General features: G+C 45.1%; 14 protein-coding genes. 6 read left to right on the top strand and 8 right to left on the bottom strand.

The window, feature by feature from the left end; all coding sequences use genetic code 11:
- Window positions 1–301: 301 nt before the first annotated feature.
- The 4 genes from OCU50_RS17525 to OCU50_RS17510 form a co-directional block, all read right to left on the bottom strand.
- Window positions 302–1,036, bottom strand: coding sequence for a GntR family transcriptional regulator (locus OCU50_RS17525; protein ID WP_060468998.1), 735 nt, complete (start codon window positions 1,034–1,036; stop codon window positions 302–304).
- Window positions 1,037–1,250: 214 nt separating this feature from the next.
- A complete protein-coding gene (locus tag OCU50_RS17520) occupies window positions 1,251–1,937 on the bottom strand; it encodes a DNA-3-methyladenine glycosylase I (protein WP_060468997.1) in 687 nt (228 codons plus the stop codon).
- A gap of 144 nt (window positions 1,938–2,081) precedes the next feature.
- Window positions 2,082–2,708 (bottom strand): HD domain-containing protein, encoded by a 627-nt coding sequence (locus tag OCU50_RS17515; protein WP_060468996.1) that lies wholly within the window; start codon window positions 2,706–2,708, stop codon window positions 2,082–2,084.
- A gap of 176 nt (window positions 2,709–2,884) precedes the next feature.
- Window positions 2,885–3,544 carry an HAD family hydrolase gene (locus OCU50_RS17510; protein WP_060468995.1) on the bottom strand — a complete coding sequence of 220 codons (660 nt, stop codon included), beginning with the start codon at window positions 3,542–3,544 and terminating at the stop codon, window positions 2,885–2,887.
- A 411-nt stretch (window positions 3,545–3,955) separates the two neighbouring features.
- Here OCU50_RS17510 and OCU50_RS17505 point away from each other — a divergent pair, with 411 nt between their 5' ends.
- Entirely contained in the window at window positions 3,956–5,284 is a 1,329-nt protein-coding gene (locus tag OCU50_RS17505) for an anaerobic C4-dicarboxylate transporter (protein ID WP_017054893.1), read from the top strand.
- 128 nt (window positions 5,285–5,412) lie between these two features.
- On the opposite strand, the gene OCU50_RS17500 is transcribed toward OCU50_RS17505, so the two are convergent.
- The 3 genes from OCU50_RS17500 to OCU50_RS17490 all read right to left on the bottom strand — a co-directional run bounded on the left by OCU50_RS17500 (window position 5,413) and on the right by OCU50_RS17490 (window position 7,457).
- Complete coding sequence (locus OCU50_RS17500; protein WP_060469405.1) at window positions 5,413–5,736, bottom strand: DUF4144 domain-containing protein; 324 nt, start codon at window positions 5,734–5,736, stop codon at window positions 5,413–5,415.
- A 123-nt stretch (window positions 5,737–5,859) separates the two neighbouring features.
- Window positions 5,860–6,651: a CLCA_X family protein gene (locus OCU50_RS17495; protein ID WP_060468994.1), complete on the bottom strand. Its 792-nt coding sequence runs from the start codon at window positions 6,649–6,651 to the stop codon at window positions 5,860–5,862.
- Window positions 6,652–6,755: 104 nt separating this feature from the next.
- A complete protein-coding gene (locus OCU50_RS17490) occupies window positions 6,756–7,457 on the bottom strand; it encodes a flavin reductase family protein (RefSeq protein WP_060468993.1) in 702 nt (233 codons plus the stop codon).
- Window positions 7,458–7,657: 200 nt separating this feature from the next.
- Here OCU50_RS17490 and OCU50_RS17485 point away from each other — a divergent pair, with 200 nt between their 5' ends.
- Together OCU50_RS17485 and OCU50_RS17480 are read left to right on the top strand one after the other, a co-directional pair.
- Window positions 7,658–8,065: a hypothetical protein gene (locus OCU50_RS17485; protein ID WP_017054885.1), complete on the top strand. Its 408-nt coding sequence runs from the start codon at window positions 7,658–7,660 to the stop codon at window positions 8,063–8,065.
- A 469-nt stretch (window positions 8,066–8,534) separates the two neighbouring features.
- A complete protein-coding gene (locus OCU50_RS17480; protein WP_060468992.1) occupies window positions 8,535–9,908 on the top strand; it encodes a carbohydrate porin in 1,374 nt (457 codons plus the stop codon).
- A gap of 135 nt (window positions 9,909–10,043) precedes the next feature.
- Here the strand turns inward: OCU50_RS17480 and OCU50_RS17475 are convergent, their stop codons facing one another.
- Window positions 10,044–11,030, bottom strand: a complete 987-nt coding sequence (locus OCU50_RS17475) for a LacI family DNA-binding transcriptional regulator (RefSeq protein ID WP_060468991.1) — start codon at window positions 11,028–11,030, stop codon at window positions 10,044–10,046.
- A gap of 234 nt (window positions 11,031–11,264) precedes the next feature.
- On the opposite strand from OCU50_RS17475, the gene OCU50_RS17470 reads away from it, so the two are divergent.
- From OCU50_RS17470 to OCU50_RS17460, 3 genes are all read left to right on the top strand, one after another.
- A complete protein-coding gene (locus tag OCU50_RS17470) occupies window positions 11,265–12,683 on the top strand; it encodes a sucrose-specific PTS transporter subunit IIBC (protein ID WP_060468990.1) in 1,419 nt (472 codons plus the stop codon).
- Window positions 12,684–12,883: 200 nt separating this feature from the next.
- A complete protein-coding gene (locus OCU50_RS17465; protein ID WP_060468989.1) occupies window positions 12,884–13,843 on the top strand; it encodes an aminoimidazole riboside kinase in 960 nt (319 codons plus the stop codon).
- Window positions 13,840–15,285, top strand: coding sequence for a sucrose-6-phosphate hydrolase (locus tag OCU50_RS17460; protein ID WP_060468988.1), 1,446 nt, complete (start codon window positions 13,840–13,842; stop codon window positions 15,283–15,285). Before OCU50_RS17465 ends, OCU50_RS17460 begins: the two co-directional genes overlap by 4 nt.
- Window positions 15,286–15,307 lie beyond the last annotated feature (22 nt).

Here is a 15,307-nt window from a genome sequence, read left to right as displayed (position 1 = left end):
GTAGTTGTTTGTTTTATTGGGATTTAAATTGGAAGTGCTGAGTTTTGTGGTGCGAATGAATTAATGGTTATGTATACAAAATAAAGACAAGATTTTTGGCATTGGCGGATCAAATACTGTAGAAGCTAAGAGCGCTATTTAGGCCAGAATCGACAGTGTTTTGAGGCGAAAATGCGCCGATCTTCGCGTCTATCATTATGGGGAGGGCATAAAAAAGAGAAGTAAACGCTGAGGTTTACTTCTCTCCTGTTTTGTAAACAAAAGTTGTTAACAGATGGTTGTTAATCGCTTGTTGAATCTTCTATGACTTGCTCTTAAGCAGATCTGAGAACACCACATGCAGGTCACTAGAAGCCGTACTGCTGTCTAGGTTGAGTTTAGAACGAATGTGACTTAGGTGCTCGTGCATCAACTCTACCGCTTGTTGTTCGTTGCCAGACTCAATCGCATCCAGTAACCCTGAGTGTTCGTCTAGAGAACAGTTTGAGTGGTTACCTGTTTCGTATTGAGCGATCAGCAGTGAGGTTTGCGACACTAAACTGCGTTGGAAAGCGAGCAAAGGTGCGTTTTCTGCCATTTCGGCCAGTTTAATGTGGAACTCACCAGACAATCGTAAACCAGAGCCATAGTCGCCTTGGTCGAAGGCGCAGTTCTCTTTCGCGACCAACTTTCTGCACTCTTCTATCTGTATTTTGGTCGCGTTTTTCACTGCAAGTTCAGTGATCGCTATCTCCATCACTTCACGTGCTTTAAAGATCTGTTTGGCTTCGTCTACCGTTGGAGCAGCAATGACGGCACCTCGGTTTGGGCGGATCACTACAACTTGTTCTAAAGAGAGACGTAGCAAGGCACGACGGATGATAGTACGGCTTACACTAAAGATATCTGCTAGCGCTTCTTCGCTTAGTTTTGTGGCCGGTGGCAGCCTTTGTTCTAGTATCGCGTCGAAGATATGGCAGTAAACAACATCGTCTTGAGTTTGGCCGGTTACTTTCGTTTTTACACCTTTGGAGACAGAATTTTTGAGAGCTGTCATAGAGATAAGGGCCCTTGTTTAGTCGAAGAGGATGGGTCGAGTATATTTCATGAGTGTTACTCTATATTGTATACATTTATCTATACAATGCTACTGAATGAAAGTGCGATGCACGCTTGTTTGTTAATGATTTATAACATGTCGTTTGCACAAAAACAGGTGCATATCGAGCTGCATGAGGTTGTGCAACAGCGATACCAGGGTGTTCTCGTAACTAAACTCGATTGTCACCGCAGCTGTAAGCAACTATCTGGCTGATCTCGCTCAGGCTACGACCTGATTGCTGCTGCCACTCGTTGAAAGCCTTACTTGCCGCGACTTGTGCTCGCTTGGTGTTACGACCGCTATCGATCACATCGGTACTGCGTAGGTGCGCTTCCACGTCAGAAGATAAGATGAACGTATCTTTGCCCATTTGGCGCAAGGTGTAGGCGCCTGTATTTCCGCCCAATCGCTTGCCGTGTTTCTTCAGGTAATCCCACAACTCTGTAATGCGTTCTGAAGGCCAGTCGGCAACCATTTGTGAGAAGGAATCCGCTTCACGCTTGGCATTGTGAATCATCATGGCGTTGGCAGGAATAGTCATCACCTTAGTGAGATGGCGAATAATACGTGGATCCTGCGCTTTCTGCTCCCACATCTCATTCGGCAGCATTAGCATCTTTTCGATATCGAACTCAAAGAATACTTCTTCAAATTGCGGCCATTTCTTTCTCACCACATTCCACGAAATACCACACTGGAATACCTTCTCGGTAAAGGCTGCAAGCCAACGGTCGTCGGTGATTTGTGATAGTTCGGCCTGAGACAGTGGCGCGCGAACAATCTTTTCGAGCTCTGCTGCGCCGCCTTTACGGTGAGCTGCTCGTTGGTAAATGGTGTCGAATTTTTCTTGGGTCATTGAAGGTTCCAAATTACATCTGTGTATCTTGAGTGTGTAGCAATGCTTAATGATATGGGGTCAAACTTGCAGATGAAAAGTAGCCTAAGCTACTTACTGTCTTCAAATCAATTAAACAGCTAAATAGTTTTAAGCCGCAAGGTGTTATACCTCTGAGGCCAGTTGATCAAGAAAGCCGCGCATGTAATCAGTGCGTTTGTTGGCTTCTAACTTGGCAGATTCTGTATTCATGGTTTCAGCGAGTTTAAACAGCTTCACGTAGAAATGGTCGACACTGTAATGCTTGTCATCCAAGTCACGATGCTTCGCGAATGGGTCTTTGTGGTTATACAGCTCTGCGTTAAAGCTCTGACCCACATACAAGCAGCGAGCGATACCAATTGCTCCGAGAGAATCTAGGCGATCGGCATCTTGGACTATCTGAGCTTCTAAGGTTTCAGGTGTGATGTTGGCGCTGTAGCTGTGCGTGACAATCGCGTGATGGATCTCGTCGAGATAGGATGCGGGATAGTCGATAGATTGGAGGAAAGAGATCGCCTTGTCTGCTGCCATTTGTGAGCTTTGGGCTCTGTCTGGGTGGTTCTTAGGAAAGGTGAAGCAATCATGAAGGTAAGCGGCGGGTAAAACGACCTCAAGCTTAGCCTGTTCTTGAGCACACAAAGCCTTAGCGGTTTTGACTACGCGCTTAATGTGGCTAATGTCGTGCGCTGCATCTTGTGTCATTTCTTGCTTTGCAAAATCAAGCAGTTGGCCTTCAATTTTTTCGTTCACGCGTCCCTTCCCCCCACCTTTAGACGTTAGTAATGTTGTTTATCACCTAGCATTTATTTCATATCGACTTTAACAGTTTCAAGCGCGAGTTTTTATCTTTTATAAAAGGAATATCAACAAAAAAACCGACTCTGTGAGTCGGCTTAATATTGGCCTTTATTTGATGTGATGTGCTTTTAAGCTGCGGCCTGTTGCAGTTGCTCCAACACATCATGCAGAGAAGGGCTGATCGTGTGTCCAAGCGCTTTTACTTCTTCACAAGGCTCCACTAAATCTGGGATCTGGAAGCTGATCATGTTCGCTGCCATCGATGCGCGAATGCCGTTGTTTGAATCTTCAAATGCAAGACAAGTTTCAGGAGCAACGCCTAGGCGCTCAGCCGCCAGCAAGTAAATCTCTGGGTGAGGTTTACCGTGAGTCACTTCGCAGCCTGTACTTAATGAGGTGAAGTAAGAATCCAGACCAGCCAACTCAAGCTTCTTCTTTGCGATATCGAGCTGAGTAGAGGTTGCCACCGCGATTGGAATGTTATTCGATTTTAGCCACTCTAGCAGCTCAATCACACCATCTTTTACAGGGATAGCTTGATGCTTAACAATCGCACTGTAGCGCGTGCGCCATTCGTTGTTCAGCGCTGGGTAATCTAAGCTTTCACCGTAGCCATTTCTAAAGATCTGTTCAATGGTTTTTGCGTTGCAACCAATGATGCCTAGATAAACATCCTGCAAAAATGGCACACCTTGCGCGTGACATGCTTCTTCAAAAATTTGCATACAAAGCCGCTCGGTGTCGAGCAGCAATCCATCCATGTCAAAAATAGCGGCTTGAAAATTCATATCCGTGGTTCTTTATGTGTTGTCGTCATTAGGGGGATTATTTTGACATAGTGTCTAGGGATAGGCGAGTCAGCGTTGAGTAATAATCAGAGGAGTTGGCGATGTTATATGCCACTAAATGACTTGGAATGTGATTGATTTCAGTTTAAATAATACCGTTCAGTTATGAATGTGGCATTTTATAGGCCATGTTGTTCTAACAGATACAATAATGGTTATCATACATAACAACTATAGGTCTATCGGCTAGATTACTATTACAATTCATAAACTTACAGTCTTGTTAGCGTGACCATTATCTTATAAAAAACAATTAGCGTGAGCCTGAAATAAGAGTGTGATCAAACAATAAGTAAATTGCTGAACTTACCGAGAAAATAGTACTAGTCCATATTTTTCGTAAGGTTGCTTATGTTGTACTTTGAGTTTCTATTTTTATTAGTTGTACTTTATATCGGGTCCCGGTATGGCGGTATTGGCTTAGGTGTTGTTTCTGGTATTGGCTTGGTTATTGAGGTGTTTGTTTTCAAGATGCCACCAACGTCTCCACCTGTCACCGTAATGCTGATCATTCTCGCGGTGGTAACCTGTGCTTCTATTCTTGAAGCGGCTGGTGGCTTGAAATACATGCTGCAAGTAGCCGAAAGGGTGTTAAGGAAGAATCCGAAACGCGTTACCTTGATAGCTCCGTTTGTGACTTACTCGATGACTTTCTTATTAGGTACTGGCCATGCGGTGTATTCAATCATGCCTATCATCGGTGATGTGGCATTGAAGAATGGGATTCGTCCTGAGCGCCCGATGGCAGCGGCTTCAGTTGCGTCTCAATTAGCGATTACCGCATCGCCAATCTCGGCGGCTGTGGTGTATTACCTTGCGCAACTTTCAGATGTCCAACACTCTATTACTCTGCTTTCTATTCTGTTGGTTACGGTTCCTGCGACATTGTTCGGTACATTCTTATTATCTTTGTACAGCTTGAAACGCGGTAAAGAACTGAACGACGATCCTGATTATCAAGCGCGCTTGAAAGATCCTGAGTGGAAAAAGCGTATTGAAAACACGACGGCGACATCTTTGGATGAAGTACTGCCAACTTCGGCTCGTAATGCGGTTTTGATTTTCCTACTGTCGATTGTCGTGATTGTTATTGTGGCGATGGTGCCTGAGATCAGAACCATCGTAGACGGCGACAAGCCAATCAAGATGTCAGTGATCATCCAAATGATGATGCTCTGCTTCGGTGGTATCATCTTATTGGCGACCAAAACTGACCCGCGTGATGTGCCAAATGGCGTGGTATTCAAATCCGGTATGGTGGCGGCGATTGCTATCTTCGGTATCGCTTGGATGTCGGATACTTACTTCCAATACGCAATGCCTCAGTTCAAATCTGGCATCGTGGAAATGGTAACCAACTACCCATGGACGTTCGCACTAGCGCTATTCATTGTGTCGGTTGTGGTGAACTCGCAAGCGGCGACTGCACGTATGATGCTACCTGTGGGTCTTGGCTTAGGATTAGATCCAGCCTTGCTTATCGGCTTGATGCCAGCGGTGTACGGCTACTTCTTCATCCCGAACTACCCGTCTGACATCGCAACGGTAAACTTCGATGTGTCTGGCACCACCAAGATTGGTAAGTGGTACTTCAACCACTCATTCATGTCGGTGGGTTTAATCGGTGTCGTCGGCGCATGTTGCTTAGGCTACGCACTGGCTCAGATTTTTATCGCTTAATGTAACTGCTTGTCGCTTAATCTGCTAGCGAGATAAGAAACGAAAAATAGCGCCTAAATTGGCGCTGTTTTTGTTTGTACTGTTTGGAAGTTCTGATTGGAACCTAGGTTTCGAATTAATAACCAATATTAACGAGGCTCAAAGGCCAAAGACTGAATCGCTTCTTCTATCGTTAGGAAGTGGATCTTCATCAAGCACACTTCAGCTTTTTGGAACTCGTGGTTTCGAATCAGTTTGGTCACGCTTTCAACCGAATACTGGTCTGTTCGTTTCGCTAGAGACAGTTGGTTTGAGCTCGATTGAAGTGCGTAGCTGTCACCTTCAGAATCGATGAGGTAATCATCTTCGCCCACGATCATGTCTGAGCATTCTGCCTGAAAATCATTCTCGGATGCGACGTAAATAAGCTCATCATCGCCGTCGAGTTTTACTAAAGATGGCCAACGGATCATTACTGCCTCTGAATCATGTGTGTTGAAGTTTGTGTCGACTATAAACGCTTTCGAACCTTTGGTCATGTGCTGTCCAAAATGATTCATCGCTTTGTTTATCCAGAATGTTACTGGCGTAAGAGGCTACTTACTTAAAGAGCGTCCTAACGGAGCAAAATAGCCCAGCATCGCATTGTAGATTTCCTCTCTATGAGTGAGGTCGGGGTACAGAGGGAACATGTCTACCTTTGTTGTGCCGTCGACCAGATACGAGTTCTCGATATCTGAGCAGGACTCAATTGCGGATTCAAAAGCACGAGCCATCATCTCCGTTGGCAATGAGAAGTAACGGGAAGATGTCGCTTTATCGGCAATAACGCTGCGAGCCACATAATCGTGTTTGTCCAAGTTATTGTCGCTGAGCAATGTGGCGTCAAACAGAGACATCAAACTCTCATTTAATGGATGAGGTCGTACCTTTCTATCGTGTAGCCAACAGTCAGTGGCAAATAAGATGTGTTTTCTTGGGCCAGAGGTGTCACCAATCTCAAACGCCTTTTCAGCAATGTAGTGGTCAAACGCATGCCAAAATTCGTGGGCGAGTGCACCTGCGCCAGCGTTCTTAGCGAGCGCTAATTCTCTTTGGTTCGGTGCGTAATGTGCTTGCACGCCTTTTCTGCCACCACTGCCAAACGCTAAACCTAGCGTGCCCCGCAGGCCAATCGCTTCTGGTGGCAGAGCCAAGATATAAGCCAGGTCTGCTAGTGAATCGAATATCAGATTCGCAGCTAACTCTTTTTCTTCTTTGGTGACCCAAGCACCCACACGAATACTGCCCATACCGAAAGTCTGCTTAATGTCCATAAAAGACACCTGGTCGCCATGTCGGTAGTCTGGGCCTTTGCGCGTCTTGTATTTAAAGTGGGTTAACTTCAAAGCGGTCCTTGGAATTGGGTGCAAAGTGCAGGGTTTAGATGTCGTGTCGCCATGTTGTAGGACAACTGGGTTAAGCAGAGAAAGTTAGCACTTTTCGCGGCCAATTACAGAACAAAATGAGTTAGATTGAATTCAAAAGCCTCCCATGAAGTTGGACTGCCTTCTCGTGTCAGCGGAAACAGAGACTTGTCTGGCTTGGCATAGCTTAACCGATGCAGCCTTTGTGTAACATGGTAGCTGTCAAGCCCAGAGATTGTGACTAAATCTAACGCTTCTAAATCAAGGTAGCCATCGGGCATCATGACACGCTTGGGGGATTGAATCGTAATAACTTCACCAATCAACATTTGTGTTTGATTGCTCTTTATTGATATCTGCTCTTTCAAAACCAAGCCTATTTTAAGAGCACTTTCTAATACGAACGGCGCGGGGAACATGTCGTCATAGTACGGAGTGAGCCCGACAGCTTTGAATTCGGATGTCGACTTTGGATAACGAGCCGAGGTTTGATGCGCTTTTTGAACAAAGTCAGCGCCGATGCTGTTAATGGTGAAGTGTCGAGTTTCTAGGATATTCTCTAATGTGTGGCGGCGACTTTCTGCAGGTCGGACTATGAAGCCAAACAAAGGTGGATTCGAACCCATATGAACCACAGAACTCACCACAGCAAGATTTTCTAGCCCTTGTTTATCACAGGTACCAATAAGGTTTGCGCTTTTGAATCCCGATAGGGAATTAATTAAACGAGCACGCTCACGCTGATCCATCGCTTGGATATCTTGTCCTGAAAGGGTCATGTCCTTCATATCTTCTCTTCTTCTCATTTTTTTTTTTGACGACTTGTTTATTAACTGAACTATATATACGCAATGTAGCTTTCTAGCGATCAGCTAGTCTTTGCCACTAGGTTCAAACTAGAAAGGTACGAACTTATTCAATTTGTTATTGCAGCGGTTTGCTATTGAGCGATACCATATAGGGCTATTTCTTTGGTAAAGATTTAATTATGTCAGATGAAAAACTCGCACTAGAGTGGATGCGTCAACAAGCTCATAAAGTTGACCCCTACGTTATCGATCCATCTTTTGATGAATGCGTTGAACTACTTGATCCCGCCTTCAAGAAGGGCAAAAGTGTAGCCCAACTAAAATATCTTTTATCAGAAGCGGATCGCAGGGCGGGCGCGGCAGAGCGTAAACATGCAGCCTTAAAGTATGCCAAAGAAAAAAGCCCAAATGCAGGTCAGATCCTGCGTCTGCAAAGCAAGCTTCAACAAGTCCAGTTGGCATTGAAATTGGCGACTGGCGACAACAATATGACCATATCCCAGTTTTGTGCAGAATACGATGTCTCCAAGCGCGACGGCAATACGGCATGGAATGAGAAACTGGTTGAGCAGGGCAAGAGGAAGTAGTCTTTTAAACGCTTTACTCTTCTATAAACTGTTACGTTAGTTAATGTCATACACTTTTCAAAAACGACCTATTGTTACCAACGAACGCCTTTTAAAAGCCTGAAAAATCGCTGCTCAGGCTTTAATCTTTATAGCCAACCCGTTGCATTTTGTAGCGCCTTTCCTAATTATCGTACTGGATTTTCTCTCTATTTTTCTGAGATCGCTAGTGTGCGCGAGACACTATTTTTCGCCCATTAATCAATTTCACTTGTGACAAAGTTATCAGAATTATGCATTTTCGGTAACGTTCCCGAAAGTATCGATCTATCATCCACCCAGATAAAAAAGTGAAGTAATCAACACGACTGATTTCTATTTCTTCTTCGATATAGAGCTTGTACATCAAAAGTATAAGCCGAAATACGCTTACGAATTATTTTGGGAACGTTTGCAAACAATCCAAAAAAATTAACGTGAGAACATAAGAATGAAACGACACACTTTAGCGGTTGCTGTAACAATGGGGCTAATGACTACATCGGTATTAGCAAGTGAAGACGTTGCAGCATTAGAGCAACGTATTAATGAATTAGAACAAAGAGTTGCACAAACGGAGCAGGTTTCTACCGAAGCCAATGAAAAGGCTTCTTCGTTTGAGTTTCACGGCTATGCACGCTCTGGGTTATTGATCAACGACGACCTAAACGGCGCGACAGGTACTGGTCCTTACATGACAGCGGCGGGTGCGATTGGTGCACCAGTTGGACGACTTGGTGTGGAAGATGATCATTACGTTGAAGCGAACTTGATTCATAAGCGTTTTGCGGATGATGGTTCTAGTGCTTTGTTTCGTATCATGTTGGCCGACAGTACTGAAACAAATAATGAATGGACAGCCAGTGAAAGCCAGTTGAATGTACGACAAGTGTATTCAGAACTGAACCGCCTGAGCATGTTCTCTGAATCCGAAGCGTTTTCTGAAGCAACGTTTTGGGCGGGTAAACGATTCGATCGCGACAACTTTGATATTCACTTTTTCGATTCGGATATTGTCTTCTTATCAGGTACTGGTGCGGGCGTTTATGACGTTCAGATGAGCGACAACTGGAAAGCAAATTTTTCTATTTATGGCCGAGATTTTGGCGAGATTGATAGCTCATCAACAGATGTAGAAAACTACATTGCAACCATGAATAACCGTATTGGTCAATGGCAAGTGATGTTGAGTGGCATGACCTCAGCAGACAACGATAGCCGCTTAAATGGCGCAGCTGAAAGCGGTGTACACGCAATGTTTGCGTACCATGGAGACAACTTCTTTGGTCTGAGCGAAGGTTTCTCTAAAACGGGTATGTTAGTGGGTAGCGGCCTAGGCGCAGAGCTAAAAGGCATCGGTTCAAATGGTGATCTACTGGATGACGCAAAAGCCGTTCGCCTGTTTAGCTACGGTGTCACTCGCATTGGCGACAATTGGCGCTTAGCACCTGCATTAATGGCAGAGCATAGCCAAGATCGTCTGAAGAAGAATGACGAGTTCACATGGGCTTCTTTAAACGTTCGATTGGCTCAAGAGTTCACAGAGAACTTTGAGATGGTTTACGAAGGTTCATTGCAGTACATGGATTTGGACAACTCGACAGAGCAAGCGAGCGGCGGTTTCTACAAAGCGACAGTGGCACCAACACTGAAGCTTTCAACTAGCACTGGTTTCTTTGACCGACCAGAACTGCGTTTCGCTGTGAGCTATGTGGATTGGAGTGAAGACCTGAATGGTTACTCGATCAGCACTGAAGCAGATGCTGCAACGATGGGAGAGGGCGGCGAGGTTCTGTTTGCACTGCAGATGGAAACTTGGTTCTAATTGCCTGATATATCGTTTAGATAGAGAGTGTTAATCATGATGTGATAGTCGCATCATCAAATGCCAACCTTATCGTTTCAACTCGAAGGTTGGCATTTTTTTATCTTGGGATAACCTGATCTCTGAAATAAATTGCTAGCAAGACTCTCGGTTAATAGTGGTGAAGGTCAACACCATCTTGCTCATTTCAAAGCCTTTTTTCTCAATACGGTCGAGCAGCAGCTTGGCTCCATTTTCTCCCGCTTTATCAAACGCATAGTTAAACGTAGACAGCGTTGGTGTGCATACTGAAGCAAGTTCATCGTCACCCACGCCGAGTACCAAGACATCTTTCCCTGGAACGAGGCCCGCTTCTTGAATGGCTCTGATCGCACCGATTGCGATACGGTCAGTTGCGCAGAACAGGCCATCGAGCTTGGTGTGCTCTTTTAGAGACTGTTTAGCCAGTTGGTAACCTGACTCTATGGTGAAGTCGCCACGGGCGTGAAATTGCAGTGTGAGGTCGTTAAATTGAAGCGATTGACCGAAGCCTTCCGATCTCATCTTATCAACCGCAATATCATCGCCTTGCACGCCGATGAATCCCATATGCTTACAACCTTTCGCTATGAGGCGATTACCCGCTTCAAACCCTACGCGAGTGTCGTCGTGCACAATGCTTGGGATGTTAAACATTGAGCCGTCTTGACCCACCAATACCACCGGCACAGCAGAGCTTTGAATCGCTTTGACTAGTTTGTTGTCGAGGTGGGTGGCGTACAGGATGATGCCTTCAACGCGTTTTTGGTTAAATATTTGAATATATTCAAGTTCTTTATGGTGTGTTTGGTGCGTGCTCGCTAATAAAACATGCTTGCCCGCTTGCTCTAAGACGGCGGTTAAACCATCGACACCCTGAGAGGTGGCGTGAGAAGAAACCCTAGGAACAATCACGCCAACTAGGTTGGTTTTTTGAGACTTTAAGTCTTTAGCGACTTGATTTGGGAGGTAGCCACACTCTTCAACCGCTTTACGCACCTTCACCTTGGTTGCGTCTTTTACGCCATACTCATCGTTGATTACTCTTGAGACCGTCGACTTGGAAACTCCAGCGAGACGAGCGACATCATGAAGACTAGCCATTATTCATTATCCAATTGTAATTTTAGTTTTGGGATTGTTTGCAAACAGAGCATCAAATTCACCTGTCATTAGGGGATTTTAACCCTGTCTTCTTATTCTAGGGAGATAATTTGAAGATCATTCTCACAGTATTGAGCAGTTATCTTTGATCATTTGTTATTTCTAAGCAAAAATTTGTTTTGCAAACGTTCCCGAAAATTCAAAAGCTCAAATGATAATCCAATGGGGTATGTAATGAATTATCCAAAAATAGCAAAAGAGCTGCTTTCTCTATTAGGTGGTAAAAGTAATATCACCGCACTTGCACACTGTGCGACTCGTCTGCGTCTTGCGGTTGCAGACCAAGATAAAATTGATGAACAGGCGATTGATAACCTAGAAGGGGTTAAGGGCCAGTTTAAAGTAGCAGGTCAATATCAGATCATCTTTGGCTCAGGCATCGTTAACCAAGTTTATGCTGAGCTGGCTAAGCTGACTGAAATGACGGAAATGTCGACCAACGATGTGGCGTCTGCAGGTGCTGATAACCAAAATATTCTGCAACGCGCGGTGAAAGGTCTGTCTGATATCTTTGTACCAATCATTCCGGCAATTGTTGCTGGTGGTTTGTTGATGGGTATCTACAACCTATTGACGGCTCAAGGCTTGTTCATTGATGGCAAATCTTTAATCGACGCTAATCCGGGTTTGACCGACTTAGCAAACATGATCAATACATTTGCTAATGCCCCTTTTGTGTACTTACCTATTTTATTAGCATTTTCAGCGAGTAAGAAGTTTGGTGGTAACCCATACCTTGGCGCGGCTTTAGGTATGTTGATGGTTCACCCAGATTTGCTTAACGGCTGGGGCTTCGGTGGCGCATCGGTGTCGGGCAGCATTCCAGTTTGGAACATTCTAGGCTTCGAAATCGAGAAAGTGGGTTATCAAGGTTCAGTACTGCCCGTTCTTGTTTCTGCGTTTATTCTAGCGAAAGTTGAGCTTGGCCTACGTAAAGTTATTCCTTCGGTTCTGGATAACTTGCTAACGCCGCTACTGGCTATTTTCGTGACTGGCCTACTGACATTCACGGTTGTGGGTCCATTTACACGTGATATCGGCTTCCTACTGGGTGATGGTCTTAACTGGCTATACAACAGCGCTGGCTTCATTGGTGGTGCGGTGTTCGGTTTGATTTATGCGCCGTTCGTTATTACTGGTATGCACCATAGCTTTATTGCTATTGAAACTCAGCTGCTTGCGGATATCGCAACGACTGGCGGTACGTTCATTTTCCCTATCGCGGCGATGTCTAACGTGTCACAAGGTGCAGCGGCACTGGCGGTTGGTTTCATGAGTAAAGATAAGAAAATGAAAGGTATCGCGATTCCTTCTGGTGTGACCGGTTTACTTGGTATTACTGAGCCTGCCATGTTCGGCGTGAACTTGAAGCTTCGCTACCCATTCATTGCTGCGGTTTGTGCTGCTGCGGTTTCAAGCGCATTTATCACGATGTTCAATGTGAAAGCACAAGCACTGGGTGCCGCGGGTATTCCTGGCATCATCTCAATATCGCCAGAAAAAATTGGCTACTACGTGGTAGGTATGATTATCGCGTTTGTGACTGCCTTTGCACTGACCGTTGTTTTAGGTTTGCGTGAGAGCAGCAAGTAAAACATTAAAGCAACAGCTTAACGTTTCTCCCTAGAAGTGAAGCCCCCCTTTTCATTTCATTTCCTAAGCTTTGGGGTGCTAGCTAGGTGATTTGGCTTAGCTAGCCTTTTTATATTTTTACATGACAGCGTGAGGTGTCACCTTGCTTTCGGTTGCTACTGCTTTCGATTGTCATGATTTTCAGTTTTAAGGTAAGAAAGATGAATCAAGTTTGGGTAACTGGAGACGCCGTCGTCGACCTCATTCCGGAGACTGACGCGACATTATTGAAATGTCCGGGCGGTGCTCCTGCCAATGTCGCGGTAGCGATTTCTCGCCTTTTAGGCAAAAGCGCATTTTTTGGCCGAGTGGGTAACGATCCGTTTGGCACTTTTATGGAAGTGACTCTGCAAAAGGAAGGTGTGGATACCGAGCGTTTGGTGAAGGACCCTGAACAACGCACATCAACCGTGGTGGTTGATCTTGATGACCAAGGCGAGCGCAGTTTTACGTTTATGGTTAAGCCAAGTGCCGACCAGTTTATGTCTGTTGAAGATATTCCCGAATTTAAGAAAAACGAGTGGCTACACGTTTGCTCGATCTCTTTGGCTAATGAACCAAGCCGAAGCAGTACCTTCGAAGCGATCCGACGCATGAAAGCCGCGGGCGGTTACATCAGCTTCGATCCAAACCTTCGTGATGAAGTGTGGCAAAACCCATCTGAAATTAAGTCTGTGGTCATGAAAGCGGTTGAATTGGCTGATGTGGTTAAATTCTCAGAAGAAGAGCTGGATTTCTTAACCGATTCAACTTCGATGGAACAAGGATTGGCTAACATTGCAGATCTTAACAACACGCTTGTTTTAGTTACGCAGGGCGCGAAAGGCGTTTGGCGAGTATTTGAAAAACAAGGAGTGTTGATTTCAGGTCGCTCAGTGACGCCAGTGGATACCACGGGCGCAGGCGATGCTTTTGTTGGCGGTTTGCTTGCAAAGCTTTCTCAACATGAAGAGTGGAATAATCAACAAGTTGTCGATTCTGCAATCCTGTGGGCGAATGGTTGCGGTGCACTGGCAACCACGCAAAAAGGCGCAATGACCGCACTTCCAACGCAAGAGGCTCTCACTCAGTTTATTCAAAAAGACGCTTCAAATACGAATGCCGTCGAGGAGAGTGTATGAGTTTGAACTCGAACTGGACGGTAGAGCAAAGATATCGTCGTATAGAAGAGGTTGCACAAGACAGTATTGATGAGATGGTCAATCTTCGTAAACAAGATGCTGGCTATCCGAGCTACCATATTGCGCCTAAGTTTGGTCTGCTTAATGATCCGAATGGCTTGTGTTTCTTTAATGATGATCACCATCTATTTTACCAATGGACGCCAGTTGGCCCAGTTCATGGTATGAAGTACTGGTACCACCTTTCCACCAAAGACTTCATTCATTTCGAAGACCACGGCATTGCCCTGCACCCAGACCAAGATTACGACTCTCATGGTGTTTACTCTGGTGGTGCATTGGTTGAAAACGACAATGCATTGTTGTTCTTTACGGGGAACAAGCGCGATGAAAATTGGTTGCGAGTGCCAACTCAATGTTTTGCCAAGATGTCTGCTGACGGCAAAATAGAAAAGCATGGCGTGGTTATCGAAAACGATCACTACACCGAACATTTCCGCGACCCAAAAGTGTGGAAACAGGGTGACGATTACCTTATGGTTGTGGGTGCTCAAACGCCTCAAAAGACTGGCTCAATGGCTTTATATTGCAGTCGAGACCTGATGAATTGGCAGCACAAAGGTCCAATTCAAACTCGTTACAACAATCTTGGCTATATGTGGGAATGCCCAGATTTTTTTGAAATAGACAATCAGTCGGTGATGCTGTTTTCTCCACAAGGTGTGTCTAGCGAAAACCCATACGATTTCAAAAACATCTACTCGGTGGCTTATATTGTCGGTGACCGCCTAAATCTTGATTCGGTAGAACTGGAAAACCATCAAGATATTGCGCAGCCAGATTATGGCTTCGATTTCTATGCACCACAGACTTACTTAGATGATAAAGGTCGCCGCATTCTGATTGCTTGGATTGGTCTGCCTGAGATTGATACACCATCTAATGAGCATCAGTGGGCGGGCATGTTGTCGTTGCCACGTGAGCTTCACATCCAAGATGGTTATCTGGTGCAATCGGCTTTACCTGAATTGAAAGCGTTACAAGGCGAAGCAGTTGCGGTTGAGAGCGTTGTTGAACTGGATACAACCAGCTTCATGGTTCAGCTTGAAACGGAAACGGACGAGTTTGAGTTAACGCTTGCTAATGCTGCGGGTGATAACATCGTGTTCAGTGCCACGGAAACGGAGTTCATGCTTGATCGCAGTAAGATGTCTCAACTCTACGCGGAAGAGTTTGGCTCGGTGAGAAAAGCTCCGAGGTTGAGCATTAAGCAAACCATCGAGGTTTATGTTGATAAGTCAGTGATCGAAATCTTTATCAATGGCGGTAAGCACACAATGACCAGCCGTTTCTTCATTGATGATTTGAGTTCATTGTCGATGACTGGTGACGTGAACACCGTTTATCACTCGATGAGCCCAATTAAAGGGCTAGACGATTAAACCCCGTTTATCTTCATCAAGA

It is taken from the genome of Vibrio toranzoniae, assembly GCF_024347655.1.
Classification (GTDB): Bacteria; Pseudomonadota; Gammaproteobacteria; order Enterobacterales; family Vibrionaceae; genus Vibrio; species Vibrio toranzoniae.
The sequence above is the reverse complement of the archived record's forward strand: the minus strand, read 5'-3'. Positions and strand labels throughout refer to the sequence as shown.

Excerpts from the sequence above, each read along its gene's own strand:
- OCU50_RS17490 (WP_060468993.1), bottom strand. The coding sequence starts at position 7,457 with ATGAAGGACATGACCCTTTCAGGACAAGATATCCAAGCGATGGATCAG.
- OCU50_RS17505 (WP_017054893.1), top strand. The coding sequence starts at position 3,956 with ATGTTGTACTTTGAGTTTCTATTTTTATTAGTTGTACTTTATATCGGG.
- OCU50_RS17520 (WP_060468997.1), bottom strand. The coding sequence starts at position 1,937 with ATGACCCAAGAAAAATTCGACACCATTTACCAACGAGCAGCTCACCGT.
- OCU50_RS17475 (WP_060468991.1), bottom strand. The coding sequence starts at position 11,030 with ATGGCTAGTCTTCATGATGTCGCTCGTCTCGCTGGAGTTTCCAAGTCG.
- OCU50_RS17485 (WP_017054885.1), top strand. The coding sequence starts at position 7,658 with ATGTCAGATGAAAAACTCGCACTAGAGTGGATGCGTCAACAAGCTCAT.
- OCU50_RS17480 (WP_060468992.1), top strand. The coding sequence starts at position 8,535 with ATGAAACGACACACTTTAGCGGTTGCTGTAACAATGGGGCTAATGACT.
- OCU50_RS17465 (WP_060468989.1), top strand. The coding sequence starts at position 12,884 with ATGAATCAAGTTTGGGTAACTGGAGACGCCGTCGTCGACCTCATTCCG.
- OCU50_RS17460 (WP_060468988.1), top strand. The coding sequence starts at position 13,840 with ATGAGTTTGAACTCGAACTGGACGGTAGAGCAAAGATATCGTCGTATA.
- OCU50_RS17510 (WP_060468995.1), bottom strand. The coding sequence starts at position 3,544 with ATGAATTTTCAAGCCGCTATTTTTGACATGGATGGATTGCTGCTCGAC.
- OCU50_RS17470 (WP_060468990.1), top strand. The coding sequence starts at position 11,265 with ATGAATTATCCAAAAATAGCAAAAGAGCTGCTTTCTCTATTAGGTGGT.
- OCU50_RS17500 (WP_060469405.1), bottom strand. The coding sequence starts at position 5,736 with ATGATCCGTTGGCCATCTTTAGTAAAACTCGACGGCGATGATGAGCTT.
- OCU50_RS17525 (WP_060468998.1), bottom strand. The coding sequence starts at position 1,036 with ATGACAGCTCTCAAAAATTCTGTCTCCAAAGGTGTAAAAACGAAAGTA.